Source organism: Methanolobus psychrotolerans, from assembly GCF_002243045.1.
Taxonomy (GTDB): Archaea; Halobacteriota; Methanosarcinia; order Methanosarcinales; family Methanosarcinaceae; genus Methanolobus; species Methanolobus psychrotolerans.
Genome location: NZ_MBKP01000001.1, coordinates 24,355 through 47,270 on the forward strand (window position 1 = coordinate 24,355; position 22,916 = coordinate 47,270).

A 22,916-nucleotide genomic window follows, 5' to 3' on the forward strand; every position below is an offset into this window, starting at 1 on the left:
ATATTGCATTTCTGATATACGCGTTCAGTTCCCTATTTGCCATAATCAGCCCGGTCAGCGGAGTTGTCACATTCGTTTCACTGACTAGTGAACTGAAACTGGAAGAGAAGAATGCACTTGCTACCAAATCAGTGATTCTTGCCTGTATCATCGCTTTATTTTTTGCGATATCTGGAGAAATGATACTGGACTTTTTTGGAATAAGCATCGATTCATTAAGAGTGGCTGGTGGAGTGCTGCTTTTTACCGTAGCCTTTGACATGATGCTTGCAAAAGTTTCCCGCGAAAGTATCACCGAAAAAGAGATCGACAAATCAATGGACCGCAGCGATATATGGATATTCCCGATCGCGCTCCCTCTTTTGACGGGGCCGGGTGCAATCACAACAGTAATAGTCCTTATGGGAAGTGCATCTTCAATTTTGCAAAACATAGCAGTCCTTTTTGCAATACTACTCACATTCGCAATAACAATGGTACTATTCCGTTTTTCCAGGAGAATATACAAATTCCTCGGATACACCGGAATGCTGGTGTTCACACGGCTTATGGGTCTTTTACTTGCGGCAATGGCAGTTAATTTCATCTCCCAGGGACTCTGGAATATTTATGTCTCATTCCAGTAAACTATTTTGTAAGCGGATGAGAGAACCACAATCACAATGATTTTATGTTAGTACCCCATAAATATCAAAGAGTGCGGGTGACAGGGTGCCTGAAGAAAGGAACTTCCAATGCAAATCCCGTGGTGACGAACATAACATCTTGCGGGAGAAAATATTTGAAAGGCTTAATGCAACAGCTGAGGGCTTGTCTTCTGAAGAAGCAAGCCGAAGAATAGCCCTTTGCGGAAGGAACATTTTCGAAGAGACCGGAAAGGAAAGTCCCATAATCAAATATATCAAACAATATAATAACTTCTTCTCACTTCTGCTTCTATTTGGATCTATACTATCATTTATTGCCGAGTGGCTTGACCCCGGACAGGGTAACATCTTCATAGCCATAGCCCTGCTTGGAGTTGTGATTCTTAACGGTAGTTTCACATTCATTCAGGAATACCAGGCTGAAAAGATAATGGCAAGTTTCAAAAACCTCATCCCGCCAAAAGCCCGGGTACTGAGGGATGGAGAGATCAAAGAGATACTTGCCACTGAGATTGTTGTTGGGGATGTTATTTATCTGGAGGAAGGTGACAAGATACCTGCTGATGGCAGGCTCGTCGAAGAAAATTCGCTAAAGGTTGACAACTCACCAATAACAGGAGAAGCTGAACCACAGCTGCGTTCCCTTGACTGCACTCATCCCAACATGCTGGAATGCAGGAATATGGTATTCTCAGGAACGCTCGTCCAGACCGGAAACGGCAAAGCACTTGTCTTTGGTACCGGTTCGGATACACAGATAGGAAAGCTTGCAGCCCTGACCGAACAGACATCTTCCGTGGACACCCCTATACGCAGGGAACTAAATGATTTCATCAAGGTCATTTCTGCAATTGCCATGTTTCTTGGAGTTTCTTTCTTCCTGATAGGGTCCCTCATTCATGACACGTTCCTGACAAATCTGATATTTGCCATTGGCATCATCGTTGCAAACGTACCTGAAGGTCTTCTGCCAACGGTAACGCTTGCCCTGAGCCTTGCATCAAAGAGAATGGCAAAAAGGAACGCTCTTATAAAACAACTGGAATCAGTTGAAACACTTGGCTCCACAACTGTCATCTGTACCGATAAAACAGGAACCCTTACACAAAATAAGATGAACATACATTCTGTTTATACTGGTACCGGACATCTGGATGTGGAAAAAAAGGCAGAACCACCAGAAATGCTGTTACGTGTGGCGATCGTATGTAACAACTCAAGGCTCACAGAAGAAAAACCCGGATATAAAGGGGATCCCACCGAAGGTTCCTTGCTCGTTTATTCCAGTGGGTTCACAGATATTGGAAAAATGAAAGATGAATATCCCAGGATGCAGGAATATCCTTTTGACTCCAAAAAACAGAGAATGCAGGTCATCTGTAAAACACCATCTGGAGACACGGAAGTATACCTTAAGGGAGCACCGGAAGTCATTCTTGACATGTGCAGCCACATACTGGTTGGAGGAAAAGAGGAAGCACTTGATGATAAACGGAAAAATGTCCTTGAAGAAGAACATCTTTTAATGGCAAACAAAGGAGAAAGAGTGCTTGCCTTTGCTTACAGAAAAGCAGACAATGAAGACGAATATGATAATGGATTCATCTTCCTTGGATTTGCAGGAGCTGTAGACCCTCCACGACCGGAGGCCAGAGAAGCCATCAGGAAGTGCCACCTTGCCGGCATCAAGGTTGTTATGATAACAGGCGACCACCCGGTGACGGCCCGCTCAATCGCTGCAACTGTGGGCCTTACCGATGATCATATCGAACCTGTATTGATAACAGGTGCAGAACTTGAAGAACTCTCTACAGAAGAACTTATAACAAAACTGAAGGCACCAAGCATTGTATTTGCACGCACCTCCCCCGTGCAGAAACTTAAGATAGTGCGTGCCTTCCAGGCAGCAGGCGAAATTGTAACAATGACCGGAGATGGCGTGAATGATGCGCCTGCCATGAAGAACGCAGACATGGGTGTTGCCATGGGAAGTGGTACGGACGTTGCCAGGGAGGTAGCAGATATGGTACTACTTGATGATAATTTTGCAACTATTGTCAACGCCATTGAAGAAGGCAGGACTGTCTTTGATAACATCAAGAAATTCATAGCCTACATCCTTACAAGCAATATCCCTGAAATATTGCCATTTATCGCCTTTGTACTGCTGGCACTGCCCCTGCCAATGAACGTACAGCTCATCCTTGCAATAGACCTTGGAACAGACATACTCCCTGCATTGTCCCTTGCTGTTGAAAAAGGAGAAGGGGACATAATGAAACGTCCGCCACGCTCCAGTGAAGAAAAACTACTCACTTCGCCGTTAATGTTGACATCATACGGCATCAAAGGGCCAATTGAAGCTGCCGCTGGCTTTGCATGCTACTTTGCAGTGCTATTTGACGGGGGATGGACATGGGGACAGCAGCTTCCATTCTCTGATAGCCTTTACATGCAGGCCATAACAGCATTTTTCGGAGCTGTTATTGTCTGCCAGATAGCAAACGTATTCACATCAAGGACAAGGCGTCAGTCGGTGTTGACAAAAGGATTTTTCAGTAACAGAATGGTGCTTTTTGGTATTGCCAGCGAGCTTCTGATACTATCCTTAATAATCTACAACCCACTTGTGAATCTGGTATTTAACACAGCAGCAATATCCCTGAGATATATACTCCTGGCAGTACCATTTGCCTTGTTACTACTAGCAGTAGATGAATTGAGAAAATATGCTATAAGGAAAGAATCGGTACTTGCTACTCGATTCTTAAAATGGTGATAAATATACAAATATAGTGATCTAAAATAGGAGATCATTCGACCCTCACAACTATTCCCCTGAGCAACCGGCCAAGTATATCCGAACCGGTTATGATGATCTTTTGAGGGTCATCCTGGTTCCAGTAGATGATCAGGTCATTATCAATGACATCATCCTCGGCATCCACTGGGTAGACCTTCATCTTATGAAGCACATCGCCTATCTTCTCTTTAGGATTACTTACAACTATAGGATGATGACAGTGCCGATAGGGATTGAAATCCGTTTTCCTGCATGTAACATCCCTCAGGAAGGAACCCGAATCAATGGCCATTATCGGTTCATTGTTCTCATCCACCACTATGACCCATTTCTTTGAACTGGAAGCTATCTTTTCCAGTAACTGGTCAAAACTCTCTTCCCCAACGGGTGGAAATATGATAAGACCATTGTAAGTAGGCAAAGAGATTATACTTGCAGGATCTATCAAAGACCCTTCCTGTTTGATGTAAAGGTCATCTATAGAAAGGAAATTCAAAGCACCAAGGCCTTCAAGACGATCGATGTCACTGCTCTCTGAAACCATATGTTTGCTAAGCATGATCCTAAGGGAGCGCTCTTTGAAGAACTCCATTTTCTCTTTTCCAAGCCACATATCCAGAAGCATTGAAGATGGTTTTGCAACCGGATACAACAAAGCTACATAGAATTTGACAACCGGAGAAAAGGCAGCTCCAAGTCTTAAGGAGTTACGTGTGAAATAAGCCTGTGGAGCTATCTCACCAAAGCAGGTAATCAGAACCGTGGAAAATACAAATGCTGAAGCACCAGACATTATGGAATCCGTCAGCAACGCCAGAAGAACATTGATACCCACATTGCCCCACAGCAAAGTAGAAAGCAACAGATGGGAATTGTGCCTTAGTTCCAGTATTTTCCTTGCGTCCTCATTCTTAGCTTCAGCCTCTATCTCAAGACGAAGCCGACTCAATCCGAACATGCCTATTGTCAGTCCGGAAAATATTCCGGATTGAACCAGGCAGAGAACTATAAAAAACCATATTAATACGTCATTCATACGTTATTCCGCTAAGGTACTATTCAAAAACCTCAGCTTTGTTATGTATATAAAAGTAATAATACTTTTCCATATATGACCGCTTTTTTTTAATGTAAATATAGCATACGCACTTTAGAGATAATGCTTGAATATGTAAGGAGCGGGAACTCTTTGCAGATATTATAATATATAATTGGAACTCTATTTAGAAAAGGCGAATTTTCAGGGGGAAAGGAATGATGTTAGAAAGCAAATGTATAATAATAGCAGGCGAAGAAGCCGGACCGAAGTCCAATAAGATGGGAGGCATATGGAATGTTATTGATGCCGAAGCAAAGAACCTTGCAAATCTCATCAGTAAAGGGATCATTGATGAACAAAAAGTTCCCTATATCATTGTAGCAGGTCCTTACTATGGTCACACTGGTTCTGACTGGAATAAAGGGCAGAATCGTATCACCGATATGAGCGGACTTGAAGAGATAGAAAGCGAAGGCGAGATATTTGAGACCGTTGAAGAGCTTAAAAGAAAGGGTATCGATGTGCACCCCGGAATTGAATATGTAAGAGGTGTGAAAATAATACACCTGATGTTCAGGACAGATGATTTTTGCCGGGTCAGCAGGGAATACAAGGGAAATGAAATGTGTCTGGCCAGCATGATAAAAGCGGAAGCATTTGACTTTATAGGCCTGGATTCCATGACCTATGAGAGTATGGGCAATGGTATGGAATATACACATTATCTGAATTTATCCTATGCAATTTCCGAATTCGTAAGGACACTTGTAACGGCCCGGGAAAAAAGGTCCCAGAAATATGAAGATGAGGCAATATCGGAATTTGCCGCATCCCTCATGCCCGCAGTCCATGTTTCACTTCATTGTCATGAATTCGGAGTATTCTATGCTCTTGCCCGTCTGAAGAAACTTGGATTAAGTGTTAAAACTGTTGCAACTTACCACGCAACACTTCCAGGCAGGTCATCAGGACATCGTTCAATTCAGAAAATAAGAGAGAACGACAGTTCATGGGACAGCGGCGTTCCGGTCAATCATGCAAAACTGGAGTCACTTTCAGCATATGCAGACGTTGTTACCGCAGTGGGGGACTCAACGCGTAAGGAAATAAAACTCTTCTACGGCATAGATTCGGTAGTCGTCCGCAATGGTATAGACAAAGAAGATGAAGAAATAGAGTGGGAAAAGAAGACAATGTGCAGGCAGAAGATACAGAGTAGTCTGTCTGAAAAGATATACAATGTATTTGACAGCAAGACTATACCACCTGACAGGATAATACCCATTTTTTCAATATCACGCATCGAAATAGAGAACAAAGGATATCCGGATCTGCTCGATTCCCTTTTATTACTTGACAGGATGGTTAAAACTGAGATCGACGCTGGATATCTTGATGAAAACTACCGGGTAATCTGTTTTATTATTGCTGCACACGGACCAAAGACAAATCTACCCGACAACTTCCCGGTAAATCTTCCAGAAGAGATACTGGTTGGAGAAGAAATACGCCTTCAGCAGATGATCAAGGCCAGGGGACTGGAATGCTCTAAAATACCGGATGGCAGCAGGCATGTTGCTGCAGTATTGTATCCGCAGTGGATATCCGACCATGATGGCGGGCTAAACCTGAGACCTGATGAATTCATGGCAGGTTGCATTGCCGGTGTGTTCCCTTCAAAGTATGAACCTTTCCTGCTTACAGGACTGGAAGCAGGGAAAGAATCAACCCCAAGCATTGTAAGCAAGATCTGCGGTTTCAGTGACGCACTTAAAACCCTCAAACGCCTTGTCATGGGGATGGGAGGAGTTATCGTTGTTGATAATATTAATAGCTCTTATCTGGAATCTATTGCAGACTACGCCCTTGCCATGGACTATTTCATTGACACATACACAGATGACAAAGTAAAGTACAATCTTCTCTGCCAGGAAGCAAATCTTCTTGCAAGAGACATGAACTGGGAAGAGCCCATCAAAACGTACTATGAGCTTCTCACCGGAACGAGGATGGAATAAAATGTCTGAAATACGTAAGCACTATTTTCTTGACGAGCATTGTATAATAGCATTCGGAAGAAGTAAAAGACCATCTGCTCCAAAGGCTTGTGGCGAGGATGTCAAATCTGAAAGCTGTTTTTTTTGTAACGGTCACGAGGATCAGACCCCGCCTGCAAATGCAGTGTACAAGAATGGTGAGATCCTCAGGGACACTGATGGACAGCGTGTTACAAACTGGCAGATAAGATGCATCCCAAATCTCTATCCTGCATTATCCCCAAATGCCCCGGAAGTCGGACAGACTGTATTTGAAGTTGAAAAAGGATACGGATTCCATGAAGTGATCGTTGAGGATCCACTGCATGAAAGCAAGCTCCATCTTTTTTCGGATGAAGAGATACTTCTCCTGATGAAAGTGTACAGGGACAGAGTAATGCACTACCAGTCACAGGAAGGGATAAGGTACGTTTCACTTTTCAAGAACTGGGGGAAAAAAGCAGGCGCATCCCTGGAACATACCCACTCGCAACTAATAGCTCTCCCCATAGTTCCCTGCACTATCACAAGAGAAAGGAAGGCAATGGAAGAACTGGGAACCTGCCCTTACTGCAGGATAGTTGAAAAGGAAATGGGAAAAGAAAGACTTGTGTACGAAAACGATGCTTTCATCCTGATAACACCATATTTTTCCAGGGTTCCCTATGAGATGTGGATGCTTCCAAAACAGCATGTGAACCATATATCAGCTTTTAGTGATGAAATGCTGCTATCTCTTGGAGACTGCATCAGGAAAACTGTTTCATTGCTGGAACAGACTATACCTGAACTGGCATATAATTACATGTTCTTCCAGGTAGAAAATGACCTGAGTTACCATTTCAATGTCCGCATATCACCCGTGACATCGATTGCTGCTGGTTTTGAAAAGAACACAGATATTTATATCAATTCAATGCCTCCGGAAACAGCTGCTGAGCACCTGCTTGGAAAATCATAGGAGAACATAAGGTGAAATAATGAAAGAAAATTTAAGAATAGCCATGTTCTCATGGGAAAGCCTTCATTCTGTGAAAGTGGGAGGACTGGCCCCTCATGTGACCGAGTTATCAGAAGCTATGGCTTTGATTGGACATGAAGTTCATGTATTCACCCGAAACAAGGACATGCTCCCATACGAAATAGTAAATGGGGTACATTATCATCGGGTATACAATGCACTTTACGGAGGCATAGTACAACAAATGGACAGTATGTGTGATTCCATGCATACGGCCTTTGTTGAAGCTACCAGGAAATTTGGCGATTTTGATCTGACACATGTACATGACTGGCATCCCGTAAATCTGGTCTGCAGACTGAAAGAAGAATATGACATCCCTTTTGTTATCACCTATCATAGTACCGAATGGGGAAGGAACGGAAATAAACATGGTAACTGGTGGGAAGCCATGGAGATCAGTCACCGTGAATGGAGAGGAGGATATGAGTCGTCATGTGTGATAGTCACCTCCACTATTCTAAAAAACGAAATACAGCACCTTTACCAGATACCTGACAACAAGATTGCCATCGTACCTAATGGAATACATGAGAACAAGATGAAAATGGATGTGGACCCGGGCAAGGTCAAAGCAGAATACGGAATACATCCATACGCTCCGGTAGTCCTTTTTGTGGGGAGGATGAGTTACCAGAAAGGTCCTGACCTTTTTATCCGGGCTATCCCGGATGTGCTTGCAAGCAGGTGGGATACAAAATTTGTTATAATCGGTGAAGGTGAGATGAGACCAGAATGTGAACGCATAGCCCATGAACTAAACATTCAGGACAGTTGTCGCTTTTTAGGCTATGCGGATGAATCCGATAAAAAGAAATGGATGAATGCCTGCAATCTTATATGTGTTCCAAGCCGCAACGAACCATTTGGCATAATTCTTCTTGAAGCATGGGACATAAGTAAGAATATCGTTGCAACCAATGCAATATCGCTGATAGATAACTTCAGGGATGGGGTCATAGTTTACCAGAAACCTGAGTCCATTGCATGGGGAATTAAATATGTATTTGACAATTTTGCAGATGGGCAGCTTGGGAAAGAGGGTAAGAAACTGATCGGAACCAGATATAACTGGAATAACATCGCTGAACTGACAGTGAACCTTTACAAGGGTATTTGCCCATAAGAATTTATTGAGTATTCAAAATATTAACGATCTCAATCGCACAAGGGGTGAGGCATATAAAGGCATTTGGAAACAGGGCTTCAAAGAAGGCAGGACTGGCACCTGGGACCCTGGTGCATGTTGGTGAGGAAAGGACTGAGAAACCAAAGATAACAATAATAGATTATGACAGGGACAACTATCAGGAACACGTCGTTGAAAATGTAGAAGAATGCTTCCCCTTCAAGGATTATCCGACAGTTTCATGGATTAACCTTGATGGTATCCATCAGGTAGATATTATTGAAAAGCTGGGTAAACACTTTGGTCTGCACCCACTTGTAATGGAAGATATCCTGCACACAAGCCAGAGGCCAAAAATGGAGGATTATGATTCCTACATTTATATAGTCCTTAAAATGCTCTGGTTTGCTGATGATGATGATAAAAATGTGCAAGCTGAACAGGTAAGTATAATACTTGGAAATAATTTTGTCCTGTCTTTCCAGGAGATAGAAGGCGACACTTTTAACTTTTTGAGGGAACGTCTGAGAAATGCCAAGGGCAGGATACGCCTGATGGGAGCCGATTATCTGGCATATGCACTTCTTGATTCCATAGTTGATAATTATTTTATAATAATAGAGAGGTTTGGAGAAATAATTGAGGACCTGGAAGACAAACTGATAGAGAACCCATCTCCTGAAACCCTGCAAAGTATCCATGACCTGAAGAAGGAAATGATATACCTGCGCAAATCCGTATGGCCTCTTAGGGAAGTTATAAACGGGCTGGAAAGGACAGAATCACCTCTGTTCAAAGACACGACATCCGTATTCCTTAAAGATGTTTATGACCATACAATACAGGTTGCAGAAGCCGTTGAAACATATCGGGATATACTTTCCGGGATACTGGATGTATATCTTTCAAGCATTAGCAATAAGATGAACGAAATTATGAAAATGCTTACGATCATAGCAACTATATTTATACCTCTTACCTTCGTTGCCGGAATGTATGGAATGAATTTTACTTATATGCCTGAACTTGATTGGAAATGGGGATATCCTGCCGTCTGGTTTGTCAATATACTGATATTCCTGTCTATGTACACATACTTCCGTAAAAAGAAATGGCTTTAATAACAAAACGGATACCGATGACAAATGTTTGACATATATCAACCGCCATTCACCATTGAAACTGAAGATACTGTAATCACTGTTGAGAAACATGGAGATGACCTTATCTATAAACGCATGTTCCACGGGGAAGAAGAAACTGAACTCCTGTTGCTGAATAATGATGGAGATATCCTTATCAACCCAATTGAACCTGTGAATCTTCCAAAGAAACTTACTTCGTTCCTGCTTGTAGATTTTAAGCGGCCTGCCCTTATCCGTCCTGGTGACAGGAAAAAAATATACCTGACATTCCCGGTTGAGATAGGGGTTTTCATTTCAGATAAGTCAGGGAACCATGAAGTAATTGATACTTTCACGTACTCAAAGATTAAGTTCACACTTTATGGAAGCCACAATCAGGGACTCATATGCAGGTACTGGGAAAGTGACGTATTCACCGAGCTTCCTCAGACAGACATCCTCTATGAAGGATACATTGAACTGGATATCATCAATGATTCCAGTCACATGATGGAGGTAACAAAAGCAGTTTTAAATGCTTATGGAATGAAGATCTATTATGGGGACAAAAGACTTGGTATGAAAGCATCCATGAGGATAATCAATAAGCTGCTTGCAGAAACTGATTTCAGCACATACCCCACAACTTCAAGGTTCAAAAGATCAATGGAGCTCTATACTTCACGTAAGTTCATGCCCATCGGAACAAAAGGCATCATGGAGTTCGGATTATGAACAGTACCGCAATAACAAAATACATTCCTGCCCTTTCAGATCCTTTCCTGCAGATCATTACAGTTATTATAATTTTGTTCCTGACCATTGTGATAGGCAAGGCCATAACAATATACCTGCAGAGATCACTCAAGGACAAGATGGACAAAGAGCATCTGAATATACTGCTCAAAGTGACATATTACGGCATAATCTTTGCTTCAGTGATCGGTTTTATTTTCCCTGTGCTTCAAATCGATACCTCAAGCCTGCTTGTTGCAGGTGGTGTTTTGGGTATAATACTTGGTTTTGCCAGTCAGAGCATAGTAGGTAACCTCATATCCGGCATTTTTCTTATGATTGAGCGTCCTATTAAGATAGGAGATACTGTAAATATAGATAATAACCTCGGATTTGTTGAGGATATAAATCTGATATCAACTATAATCCGTACATTTGATGGCCTCTATATGAGATTGCCAAATGAGACTGTGTTTACCACCAACATTACAAACTACGTGGCCAACCTGGGAAGAAGGTTTGAATATGTGATAGGTATCCGCTATAGTGATGATGCTGATAAGGCAATAAAGATAATACAGGACATCATCGATAAACAGCCATTTGCATTGGTAGAACCAGCACCCATGGTGTTTGTAGATAACCTTGGAGATAATTCAGTAAACATCATCGTCAGGATATGGGCTCCTGCCACCGAGTGGTATGACATGAAGAAAGAGCTTCTATGGGTAATAAAAAAGACACTGGAGAAGAATGGAATAGAGGTACCCTTCCCACAGAGGACCCTTTGGTTTGCCAACGAGCTTAATACAAAAAAAACCAATACATATAACGATGATAATAGAATCGTTCCGGGAACTGATCGAACATGAAAGCTGTCTGCGTTTGTTTTGAGGTACATCTGCCATTGCCATTACGCTGGTACTGGCCACAGGAAGGGTATGGAGAAGCACATATTGAAAAATACTTTGATATGGAAAAAGCATTCCATAATTTCAAAAAGCTGGCTGAGAACCTGGAAACATTAAATGACACGTTATCAAGATCCATAGATAATGGAGGTAAATATACCCTGGATGTTTCTGGTGTGTTCCTTGAACAATGTAAATGGGCGCCTGAAGTGATCGATGGTTTCAGGAAACTTGACCCGGAATCTATTTCATTTGCTGCTTCACCTTATTACCATTCGGTCTGTTCACTGTTTCCTGACCTTACTGAATTCAGGGAACAGCTTGAGATGGATATCGAAATGATAAAGGAACTTTTCGGCCAGGAACCGAAGACATTTGTCAACACTGAACTTCTGTTTGAGCAGAGAACAATGAAAATGCTCAAAGAGATTGGTTTTAAATGTTTCATATCGGAAGGTTCCCATAACCTCATGAACGGTTATGACCCCACGCACGTTTACAGCAACGATGTTCCCACACTGCTTCGGCACATTAACTTAAGTGAGGATATGGAGATCAAATTCTCAGACAAAGGATGGCCCGGATATCCACTGATAGCCGACAAATTTGCATCATGGATAGCAAGTATGGATGGGGATGTGATAACCCTGTACATAAAATATGATGCAATGAACACACACTTACAGAACAATAAAGAGATACTTGAATTCCTGCAGGATATCCCTCTGAGCTTTGAAAAGCATGGAATAAAAATGCTTTTGCCTGAAGAAGCTGTGGAGATGTTCAATAAGACCGAATTATCGTCCCTCGATTCAAAGATGACAGCACGCTATGGAATGCACAACCTTCTTGGAAATCATGCACAACACCTGTTCATGCATGAACTTGTAGATATTGCCAAGCAGCTGAAAATGGTCAAGCAAACTGAAAGAAAAACAGAACTGCAAAGAATATTCCGCTATTTGCAACAAAGCGAGATATTCCTGGAAATGAATTCTGAGGAAAGGCGTCTTGGATATGAAAGGGCGGTAAATGATCTATCGATACTTTCCGACATTGAGCGTGCCATACTGGAGGCAGGAAAATGAATTCTATCTGTCCTTTCTTTGAAGTTCACCAGCCATACAGGCTCAGGTGGTTCTGGCCTGATGATAAACAGGGTTTTGACAGGTATTTTGATGAAGCTGTTAACAGAGAGATATTCCGTAAGGTTGCCGGCAAGTGTTACCTTCCTGCAAACAGGACCCTGCTTGAACTTGTAGACAGCACGGATGGTGAATTCAGGGCAAGCATGTCGATTACAGGTACCCTGCTTGAGCAGTGCCAGGAATGGGGGGAGGATGTGCTTGACTCTTTCTGCGACCTTGCACAAACAGGTTGTGTAGAATTCCTGGATGAAACATGCTACCATTCCCTTGCATCACTTTTCGAGTCAAAGGATGAGTTCATCGATGAAGTGAAAGAGCACCGTGAACTTGTTTCGGAACTACTTAGCGTCACTCCGCGCATATTAAGGAACACCGAGATGCTCTATAACAACAGCATTGCACAATTTGCAAGTCAGATGGGATACCACGCAATACTTACGGAAGGTATTGAACGTATCCTGGAAGGGAGGTCTCCTGATCACGTATATAAAGCAAAAGGTAGTGATATAGCTGTCCTGCTTCGTAATTATAAACTAAGTGATGACATCGGATATCGTTTTTCTTCCAGGTGGTGGGAAGAATATCCGCTTACTGCCGGTAAATGGGCAAACTGGGTATCCTGGCAGAAAGGTGAAACCATGAATATCTTTATGGATTACGAGACATTCGGTGAGCATCAATGGGAAGACTCAGGTATTTTTGATTTCCTCAAGGCGCTACCTGGCGAAGTAAAGGATAGGGGAATGCGATTCCTTACGCCGTCACAGACAATTGATACCTACATGCCTGCCGGCGAGATAGACGTAGGTGATTTTTCCACAATATCATGGGCAGATATAGAAAGGGACACAAGCGCATGGCTTGGAAATGACATGCAGCGTCGTTGTTTTGAGGAAATGAAAATACTTGAGACATATGTAAAAAGAACAAAAGATGCAGAACTGCTGAGAATATGGAAACACCTGCTGACATCAGACCATTATTACTACATGAGTACAAAATGGCTTGGGGACGGGGATGTTCATTCATATTTCAGCATACACAGCAGTCCCTATGATGCAGCGGTTAACTTCATGGCAGCACTGACGGACTTTAAGGCACGTGTCTTCAGGACCCTGACAGGAACAGAATAATTCATTTAAACCATTATTAGTTATCAGGAGGTAGTGTATGGTACGAGACCTTTACATGTTCTCCAGGATCGATAAAGAAGCAGAAGTAGTCTGGTTCAAAATCACATACGAGAACACATTACATTCAGAAGCCGATATAACATCTTTTTTTGCAGAAAAGGAGCTTGACATAAGGTTTGCATATCTGGACTGCTCGGAAGATCCTTCCAGAGGCAAATATGTCATGTTCACTGAAGCTGAGAAAGGAAGAGACATCAAAATAGTCGCAGACGAACTTGAAGACATGGATGTAGTACTTGAACTTGACTGGGGATTTTCAAAGAACAGAGTAATTCAGTCTGTGGAATTCCCCCTTCACCTGCTAGGACAAAGGGCTGTTATTGTAAGGGCAAAAACCTTTGTGAACATTCTCAATATTATAGCTGAGAACGTGCCACAATCCGAGGGATTGCTAACTATAATCGGATTGAAGAGCGGGACAGGTACTGTAAAATACCTGAGGGAGATCGTGGATGTAAACGACAGCAATTTCTTTGACCTGCTTAAAGAGCTCCTGATGGCTGCAGGATGGGGAATTCTTGATTACGAAATGGACACTGTGGAATTGAAAGGAACTGTAAGGATTAGAGAATCGTTCATTGCTGATGAATACGGAGAAAGCGACGTTCCTGTATGTGGATATATAAGTGGTTTTCTTGCAGGATATATTTCCGAATCTTTAAGCCAAACGGTCCAGGTACGTGAAACAAGATGCAAAAGCATGGGTGACATTTTCTGCGAACACCTGGTTTCACCTGCTCCCAAAGGTGTTAACATAGAGCATTTACTCAGGGGAGAATCACAGTGATACGGCAGCCCAATGCCATTCTTGGCAATGACAGGTTGCTTGTGACCATCGGGAAAAAAGGCGAGATATTCGGATATTATTATCCCGGAAAGGATTTTGCACAACATGTTGAAGAATCACAGGCCTGCCTGCATGACGGAAAAAAACTCATATGGTCAAATGACCCTGAGTGGGTAGCAGACCAGAAATACATAGAGAATACAAATATAGTCCGCACGGAGCTTATCCATCCCTCCGGGCTTACCATGAATATCCTGGATTTTGCTCATCCAACACTGCCAGTGCTTATCCGCAAATATAAGATAAGTTCTCCAACGAAATTTAAAGGGAAGTTTTTCTATTACTCAAATCTCCAGGTTGGGGAGATGAAGAAAAAGAACTCAGCATTTTGTGATATTGATTCCGGTCTGCTGGCACAGTACTGGAAGAATTACTATATCGGTATAACTTCAAACCCGATGTTTGAGGAATGGCAGATTGGTAAGGCCATGGATACGATCTGGTGGATGGATGCAAAATACGACATGGAAGACGGTGAACTCCAGAGAAATAAAGAGGACATAGGTAATCTCAACTGTGCTGTTGGATGGAAACTGGATATTGACATATTAAATCCTGCTGAAATAACAGTATTCATCGGTGCAGCTTCAAGAAGACCGGCCCTTTACAGAAGGATGCGTGAGGTACAGAAAGAACCTGTTGAAAGTATATATAATGAAACACAGGAGAAATTGATCAAATGGCTTTCAAGGAAAAAACTTCTTGAAATGCCGGAGTACCCGGGCTTTGAAACGTTCAGACAGGATCTTTTTAAAGCCTTTAACCGTTCACTGCTCACATTAAGTATACTCAACGACCCTGCCAAAGGCTCATTTATCGCAGCTCCGGAATTTGACCATGAATTTGAGATGAGTGGAGGTTACGGATATTGCTGGAACAGGGATTGTGCAGAAATTGTCACTTCACTGATGGAAGCTGGATATCCGGAATATTGCACTCGTTTCTTCAAGTGGTGTAAGATCACCCAGCTGCAGGACGGTTCATGGTTCCAGCGCTACTGGCTTGATGGGAACACAGCACCCTCATGGGGAAACTTCAGTTTCTCTACTCAGATAGATGAGACCGGATCCACTATTTTTTCTATGGACTGTTTTTACAATACACTGGAACAACCCATTAAAGCAGAATTCCTGGATAGCATATGGGCAACTGTATTATGTGCTGCTGAGTATCTCATGAGAAGAACTGCGCAAGGCCTTCATGAACCCTGTATCTGCCTCTGGGAGACACATTCAGGAGTATTCACATACACAAACGCCGCCATATATGCAGGACTGATGGGGGCGGCAAACATGGCCAAGGATTACAACGAAAAGGAACTCGCTGACAGGTGGATAGAAAGGGCTGAGCTTATCAAAAGCACAACTATTGAAAAATTATGGCTTGACGAAGGTTATTTTGCCAGGGGAATAACCCACGGTAAAATTGACACTGCCATTGATGCAAGTATAATTGGTACCTTTGTCCCTTTCAATATGCTCTCGCCCCATGATGAAAAAGAGAGAGAGATGATCATGTCCATCATCAGAAATATAGAACATCAGCTAAGGGTACCTGTGAATGACCATTTCGGAATTAAGAGATATGTGAATGATAGTTATATAGACGGCAATCCCTGGATAGTCACAACCCTCTGGCTCTCAAAAGCATTGCTTGAGATGGCAATTACCAGTGATAACAAAGATAATAACAATGAAGAGATAAAAACTCTGACCAATGATGCCCTCAAATATATCAGATGGGCACTGAAAGGTGCTACCGGGGCAGGAATGCTACCGGAACAGGTCAACAAATATACGGGCAGGCCTGCATGGGCTATACCTCTTAGCTGGAGTTGTGCACTAATGCTTGATAATATCCTCCTGCTGGACAAACTCCAGAAGAACTTGTCAGCTTAACGCATCTTAAACTACAACATCAACAGGATGATACATGAACTATGCAGATTACACAGAAGGAACAGGCAATGAATGGCTCATTACTAATGGTCTTGGCGGATATGCTTCCTCCACGGTCATCGGAACTAACACACGCAAGTATCATGGTCTGCTGATAGCTTCTGTAAACCCTCCTGTTGAAAGAAAGCTCCTGCTTTCATCCCTTGATGAGGAACTTATTAGTGGAACACATATTCACAAGCTTGCCGTACACAGATATCCTGATGTAATTTACCCACACGGCAACAGGCATATTGAAACGTTCAGCATAGAACCGTTTCCTACTTTTGTGTACAATGCTGGTGGAATGAAGATCAAAAAGCAGATAATGATGATACATGGTGAGAACACCACCATCGTAAGGTATAAGATCAGTAACCCTTCGGGAGAACACGGGATTTTCAGGATACTGCCGCTTGTAAATAACAGATCTATCCATCATATGACAAGTGCAAATGGACTTTCCTTCCAACAGGAAGTATTTCCGAGGGAAACTATACTTAATTCTGGCACATCTTCTCTAAAAATTTGCTCAGACCTGCCCTACAAAACAGATGAACACTGGTACTACAATTTTGAATATGAAGTGGAACTCTTAAGAGGATACCCACACAGAGAAGATAACTTCAATCCCGGATACTTCGACCTGGAAATAAATGGCACTGATACTTCCTGTTTTGTACTGGCATCCACAGAACTTGATAAAAAATGGGATATCCAGACTATTCCTGAACTGTTCACAGATGAGACAAAAAGGCAGGTTGAGCTTGTTAAGGATGAGCTTAAAAGAGACCGTTTTTTCCGAAAACTTGCAATTGCAGGTGATTCATTCATAGTTCATCGCAGATCAACCGGATTAAGATCCGTTATTGCAGGATATCACTGGTTCGGGGACTGGGGAAGAGACACCATGATCTCATTGCCGGGCCTGACACTTGTGACAGGAAGGTTCAGTGATGCCAGATCGATACTTTCCACATTCGCGGCTCATTGTAAGGATGGGCTAATACCCAACCTGTTCCCTGAAAATGCACCCGGATCACCGGTTTATAATACAGTGGATGCATCCCTCTGGTTTGTTCATGCCATGGGAAGGTACTGGGATTATACAGGAGATCTTGAATTTACCGAAAGTATGTGGCCTGTCATTGAAAGCATACTGCACCATTATCATGATGGCACTGCCTATAACATCAAAATGGATGATGACGGCCTGATAAAACATCCAGGACAACTTACATGGATGGATGCAAAGATCGGGGATATGGAAGTTACCCCAAGACATGGAAAAACATGTGAGATCAATGCTCTCTGGTACAACGCCCTGGTGTATGCAACCGAAATCGGCGGGAAGCTTGGAAGAGATGTTTCCGGTTACCAAGAGATCGCAGGTTTAACAAAAGACAGTTTCAGGGAAAAGTTCTGGAATTATGACAAAAACTGCCTTTATGACTGCCTTCCATATCTTGGAGAAAAATATGGAACAGATGCTTCAATAAGACCAAACCAGATCTTTGCAGTTTCACTTCCCCATACAATGCTTTCCAGCGAAATGGAAAAGGACATTGTTGACGTGGTCACGGAAGAATTGCTGACACCTTACGGACTCAGGACACTCTCACCTCATGATAACAGGTACAAAGGCCAGTACAGAGGTAACACGGAGATGAGGGATAGCGCCTACCATAACGGTACTGTCTGGCCCTGGATGCTTGGCCCTTACATAACGGCTTATGCAAAAACATACACAAATATGCCGGAGCTGAAGGAAAAACTAAGGACTTTCCTTCATATGATAGAAAAACACATGGATGAATCGTGTATCGGCACGATATCAGAGGTGTTTGATGGTGATATGCCATATAATCCGGGTGGTTGTGCATCACAGGCATGGAGCGTGGCTGAGGTTATGCGTTGCTATGTGGAAGATATTTTACCACAACGATAAAAAATTCATTCGCAATCTTTATGACAGGTTAAATTCATTTTTATAATACAATTTGTGGGTTTTAATTGTAGAAGTGTGCGGGGAAATGGAATCACTGAGAATTGCAATGTTCTCATGGGAGAGCCTTCATTCTGCAAAAGTCGGAGGGCTGGCTCCTCATGTGACCGAATTATCAGAGCAACTGGTAAAGTTAGGACACGAGGTCCACATATTCACCCGGAGTGGGTGGTACAGGGACTACGATGAAATAAATGGTGTGCATTATCAGAGATGCAGGTTTGAAGAATCCGGGGATATAATCGCCCAGATGAATAAAATGTGCGATGCGATGTACTCGAGATTCATCCAGGTATCAAAAGACTACGGAAATTTTGATGTTATACACGGACATGACTGGCATCCTGTAAATGTACTAAACCGGATCAAACAAGAACTTGGTAAAAGCTATATAATGACATACCACAGTACTGAATGGGGACGCAATGGAAATATTGATCTTAAATCTCCGACCTCCAATGAAGTATCCCACCGGGAATGGCTTGGGGGATATGAAAGTTCTAAAGTAATTATAACTACTGATAACTTCAAAAATGAAGTACAGGATATCTACAGTATCCCGGATTACAAGATAACTGTGATCCCTAATGGGATATTCCCCGGTAAAATGAAGAAAGATGTTGATTCCGGATCTGTCAAAAAGGATTATGGCATCCATCCTTTTGCACCTGTAGTGCTGTTTACCGGCAGAATGAACTACCAGAAAGGACCGGACATGCTGGTGAAAGCGATCCCAAAAGCACTTGATGAAAACTGGGGCGCACATTTTGTATTCATAGGTGAAGGAGAGATGAGGCATTATTGCCAGAATCTTGCAAATGATCTGAATATAAGCCAATCATGCCATTTTTTAGGTTACTCACCTGATGAAGTGCTCAAGGACTGGACAAACGCATGTGATGTGACATGTGTGCCAAGCAGGAATGAACCTTTTGGGATAGTTGTACTGGAATCATGGGATGCGAACAAGGCAGTCGTTGCAACAGATGCTGTGAACATAGTGGACAATTTTCAGAACGGCCTGATCAGTTACAGGACGCCGGAATCCCTAGCATGGGGAATAAATTATGCCCTTGGTGGTTTGGATTCTATTACACCCATCATGGGAAAAAATGGCAAACAGCTAGTGAGAACAAAGTTCAACTGGGACAACATTGCCAGAAAAACAGTTCATGTTTATAACAAAATTACATGAAGTGATATAAATGGAAGAAATGTGTTTTAACATAGGCGAAGCAGCGGGTTATATTTACAGGCTGCTTGAAAATGGTGAATCGAACATGGCAAACCTGAAGAATCACCTCAAAAATAATGGTTTTGATTCACAGGTATCATTTATGGCAATCGGATGGCTTGCAAGAGAAGATAAGATCTGCATGGCAAAGAATGGTAATTCCTGGTCATTGAAACTGAAGAGAGACAGTAATGTGTTAAAGTAAGGTTAATGTTATTCTATTCCAGGATTGTCTGCCAGTCGACTTTACTTACCTTTGGGTAGAAGTACAACCTCTTTGTGAGATATATTTGATTAATATCTTTAGATATCAATATAAATTACATTGATATAGAGGTACCTTGATAATTTAATGTACCATAATAATAAACTAAATGTGGGGGAATAATGTGAGAAATAAGAATATATCGAATTTATCAGTATTATTAATAGCAATGCTGATAATGCTATCAAGCACTGCTATGGCTGCAAACAACAGCACTGGCAATAGAATATGGGATGCGGATGAGAACCTGTCCCTTGATTATACATGGACTGCCCTAAGCTACTCCGGGTTCTATTTTGATCTTGATTCTGGAGAAGGGTCTGAAACACTTACAATCAAACTGGACAGTAATAGTGACAGGAGTATAGGAGCCGGAGATCTCAAATATTCAACAGCCCCTATAGCTACGAGCTTTGAACAGGGGGACTGGGGGTCCTATCAGGTAATCGGATTTATGGCTGAGCGCTATTTTGCAGGATATACTGACACTACTGAATTTGCAGATGATGATGTGAGCCTGATATCTGACGGCATACTTACAAAAGTCCTGCTTGACGATGACGAGAAGCTTTCCCTGTATTCCGGCTCTTCACTTGTACTTGAAGAAGGATATGAGCTGAATATAGTAGAAGTGGACTTGAACGGTAACAGTGTGATGGTAACCCTGGAAAAGGATGGAACTAGTGTGGATACAGACATATTATCCTCGGGTGACAACTATGTATACGCAACGGAGATTGGAACTGATGATGAGGTACCTATAATAGCTGTCCGTTTCAGCAGTATATTCCAGGGAAGAGAAACCACTGCCGTATTTGTTGAGGGTGTGTTCCAGATCTCTGAGGACTACGTAGAAGTAGAATCGGGCGATTCCTTCGGCAGGATGGAAATTACATCCCTGAGCTCTGATGAGATAACAATGGAGAATTCGGGTTCTGTCAGCCTTGGCAGAGGTAATACCATAACGATCATGGGCAAGCTGAAATTCATGGTTGCTGATGACAGCACTCTTAGGTTTGGTCCTGTGGTGGACATGTCAAAACCAGGCATCTATGAACTAAGAGGTACTGTTGCAGAGAATGAGAAACTCAAATGGACGCCAATGAACTTCGAAGGTTTCTACTACAACATTGATGAAGGCATTGGAACCGAATCCCTTGATATCACAGACATCACTGGCAGAACCATCAACCGGGGAGACCTTCTTTATACCAGCAAACCCCTGGATGTCAATTTCGAGCATGATGAATGGGGTAAATTCCAGGTAATCGGCTTTATGGCAGAGAAATATTTTGCCGGCTATCCGGATAATGAATTCACAGACGATGTGAGCCTTCTGTCTGACGGCCAGCTCTCAAAAGTGCTTATTGATGATGACAACAAGAAGTCCCTTTATACAGGTTCTTCACTTATGCTGGAAGAAGGATACCAACTCTACGTTGTTGAAGTTGACCTTAACGGCAACAATGTGATGGTTAACCTTGTAAAGGATGGAGATAACATTGACACAGGAATCATTTCTGCTAATGATGACTATGTTTATGAGATGGACATCGGCTCAACAGATAATGTGCCTGTCATAGTGGTGCACTTTGCTGAGATATTCAGGGGAACCGAAACTAATGCCGTGTTCGTTGAAGGTATTTTCCAGATATCAGAAGACGTGATCGAGATCGAGGCAGGTGAGAGGTTTGGAAGGATGGAAATAGCAAGCTTCTCTGAAAATGAGATAACCTTTGAGAACAGGGACTCTGTTTCACTGACAAGAGGAAATACTATCAGTCTCATGGGAGATATTTCATTCAAGGTTGCAGACTCCACTGATGTACGCTACTATCCTTTCGTGGAAGTGTCCACACTACCTTCACAATCACTTTCCATTGATATGCCTGCTGTTATAAGACAAAATGAGGTACTGGAAATTGAGGTCACCTCCAGAGGTGCAGCCGTAGACAATGCTGTTGTGATGTTTGGTAACATTGATATCGGCAGGACAGCAACTGACGGTACCGTATCCTATACCCCGCAAAGTGCAGGCACTTTTACGGTGACGGCTGAAAAGGATGGTTTTGTTTCAGCAAGTGAAAAAGTGGAAGTTATCTCACCTGAAGATGCGACAAGGAAACTTGTTATCGAAGTATCCCCTGAAACCGTTGTTGAAGGAGATGACATTACCATTTCGGTGATGAAAGCTATCGGCGGGGATCCTGTGGAAGGTATCCAGGTCTACTATGACAGCAATCTCATAGGCAGTACAGACTCTGATGGTATGCTTACATACAATGTGAAGGAAACAGGCGTTCACAAACTGACGTCTTCATCAGATGAATACCTCGAAGCTGAACTCAACCTTGAAGTTCTTGCGCTGGAGGCAATGTTCTCATACTCCAACCTTCAGGTCACACCTCTTCTTGTAAAGACAGGAGAAGATGTTACAGTTACTGTTGATGTGATGAACACAGGCACTTCCGCAGGCCAGACCGATGTTCAGCTGCTTATCAATGGTTCTGTTGCTGACTCAAAGAGTGTGTTACTCGATGCAGGAGAGGAAACAACTGTCACCTTCACTGTCTCTGAAGATGAGGCAGGCAGCTATGAAGTACAGATAAGTAGTTTTACAGTAATCTTTGAGGTGGAAAAGAAGTTCCTGCCTGCACCTGGCATAATCGTTTCAATGACAGCAGTGCTTGCTGTTGCTTTGCTCATTCGCATGAATAAAAGAAAGGACTGAACAAAAAGCAATTGAATAATGCCGGTACCTGCTTTTCTTGCAGGTACTCTCTTTTTTAAAAATAAATTGATTCATTTTACTTCTTCTATATGTACTATCGTACCGTCCTCA

17 protein-coding genes are annotated in these 22,916 nt (G+C 42.5%); 16 read left to right on the forward strand and 1 reads right to left on the reverse strand.

What is annotated here, in order from left to right:
- Positions 1 to 14 precede the first annotated feature (14 nt).
- On the forward strand, positions 15 to 626 hold the full coding sequence (locus BB781_RS00085) for a MarC family protein (protein WP_340637499.1): 612 nt from the start codon (positions 15 to 17) through the stop codon (positions 624 to 626).
- 85 nt (positions 627 to 711) lie between these two features.
- Entirely contained in the window at positions 712 to 3,426 is a 2,715-nt protein-coding gene (locus BB781_RS00090) for a cation-translocating P-type ATPase (RefSeq protein ID WP_094226466.1), read from the forward strand.
- Between the two features lie 34 nt (positions 3,427 to 3,460).
- Here BB781_RS00090 and BB781_RS00095 read toward each other — a convergent pair whose 3' ends face one another.
- Positions 3,461 to 4,486, reverse strand: coding sequence for a DUF21 domain-containing protein (locus BB781_RS00095; protein ID WP_094226467.1), 1,026 nt, complete (start codon positions 4,484 to 4,486; stop codon positions 3,461 to 3,463).
- 221 nt (positions 4,487 to 4,707) lie between these two features.
- Between BB781_RS00095 and BB781_RS00100 the strand changes: the two genes are divergently transcribed.
- The 14 genes from BB781_RS00100 (at position 4,708) to BB781_RS00165 (ending at position 22,805) form a co-directional block, all read left to right on the forward strand.
- A complete protein-coding gene (locus BB781_RS00100; RefSeq protein WP_094226514.1) occupies positions 4,708 to 6,507 on the forward strand; it encodes a glycosyltransferase in 1,800 nt (599 codons plus the stop codon).
- A gap of 1 nt (position 6,508) precedes the next feature.
- Entirely contained in the window at positions 6,509 to 7,486 is a 978-nt protein-coding gene (locus BB781_RS00105; protein ID WP_094226468.1) for a galactose-1-phosphate uridylyltransferase, read from the forward strand.
- A gap of 19 nt (positions 7,487 to 7,505) precedes the next feature.
- Positions 7,506 to 8,672 carry a glycosyltransferase family 4 protein gene (locus BB781_RS00110; RefSeq protein ID WP_094226469.1) on the forward strand — a complete coding sequence of 389 codons (1,167 nt, stop codon included), beginning with the start codon at positions 7,506 to 7,508 and terminating at the stop codon, positions 8,670 to 8,672.
- Between the two features lie 56 nt (positions 8,673 to 8,728).
- Positions 8,729 to 9,796 (forward strand): magnesium/cobalt transporter CorA, encoded by a 1,068-nt coding sequence (gene corA / locus BB781_RS00115; RefSeq protein WP_094226515.1) that lies wholly within the window; start codon positions 8,729 to 8,731, stop codon positions 9,794 to 9,796.
- Between the two features lie 24 nt (positions 9,797 to 9,820).
- A complete protein-coding gene (locus BB781_RS00120; protein WP_094226470.1) occupies positions 9,821 to 10,534 on the forward strand; it encodes a DUF432 domain-containing protein in 714 nt (237 codons plus the stop codon).
- A complete protein-coding gene (locus tag BB781_RS00125; protein ID WP_094226471.1) occupies positions 10,531 to 11,406 on the forward strand; it encodes a mechanosensitive ion channel family protein in 876 nt (291 codons plus the stop codon). Before BB781_RS00120 ends, BB781_RS00125 begins: the two co-directional genes overlap by 4 nt.
- Positions 11,403 to 12,533: an alpha-amylase gene (locus tag BB781_RS00130; RefSeq protein WP_094226472.1), complete on the forward strand. Its 1,131-nt coding sequence runs from the start codon at positions 11,403 to 11,405 to the stop codon at positions 12,531 to 12,533. Before BB781_RS00125 ends, BB781_RS00130 begins: the two co-directional genes overlap by 4 nt.
- Positions 12,530 to 13,726 (forward strand): glycoside hydrolase family 57 protein, encoded by a 1,197-nt coding sequence (locus tag BB781_RS00135; protein WP_094226473.1) that lies wholly within the window; start codon positions 12,530 to 12,532, stop codon positions 13,724 to 13,726. Before BB781_RS00130 ends, BB781_RS00135 begins: the two co-directional genes overlap by 4 nt.
- A gap of 37 nt (positions 13,727 to 13,763) precedes the next feature.
- The gene (locus tag BB781_RS00140) at positions 13,764 to 14,573 is read left to right on the forward strand and encodes a V4R domain-containing protein (RefSeq protein WP_094226474.1); all 810 of its coding nucleotides are present in this window, start codon (positions 13,764 to 13,766) and stop codon (positions 14,571 to 14,573) included.
- Positions 14,570 to 16,531, forward strand: coding sequence for a glycoside hydrolase family 15 protein (locus BB781_RS00145; RefSeq protein WP_094226475.1), 1,962 nt, complete (start codon positions 14,570 to 14,572; stop codon positions 16,529 to 16,531). The genes BB781_RS00140 and BB781_RS00145 overlap by 4 nt, the downstream gene beginning before the upstream one ends.
- Positions 16,532 to 16,565: 34 nt before the next feature.
- Positions 16,566 to 18,518, forward strand: coding sequence for an amylo-alpha-1,6-glucosidase (locus tag BB781_RS00150; protein ID WP_094226476.1), 1,953 nt, complete (start codon positions 16,566 to 16,568; stop codon positions 18,516 to 18,518).
- An 85-nt stretch (positions 18,519 to 18,603) separates the two neighbouring features.
- Positions 18,604 to 19,770, forward strand: coding sequence for a glycosyltransferase family 4 protein (locus BB781_RS00155; RefSeq protein WP_094226477.1), 1,167 nt, complete (start codon positions 18,604 to 18,606; stop codon positions 19,768 to 19,770).
- A gap of 10 nt (positions 19,771 to 19,780) precedes the next feature.
- Complete coding sequence (locus BB781_RS00160; RefSeq protein ID WP_094226478.1) at positions 19,781 to 20,014, forward strand: winged helix-turn-helix domain-containing protein; 234 nt, start codon at positions 19,781 to 19,783, stop codon at positions 20,012 to 20,014.
- 229 nt (positions 20,015 to 20,243) lie between these two features.
- Positions 20,244 to 22,805: an S-layer protein domain-containing protein gene (locus BB781_RS00165; RefSeq protein WP_449288759.1), complete on the forward strand. Its 2,562-nt coding sequence runs from the start codon at positions 20,244 to 20,246 to the stop codon at positions 22,803 to 22,805.
- The last annotated feature ends 111 nt before the right edge of the window (positions 22,806 to 22,916 follow it).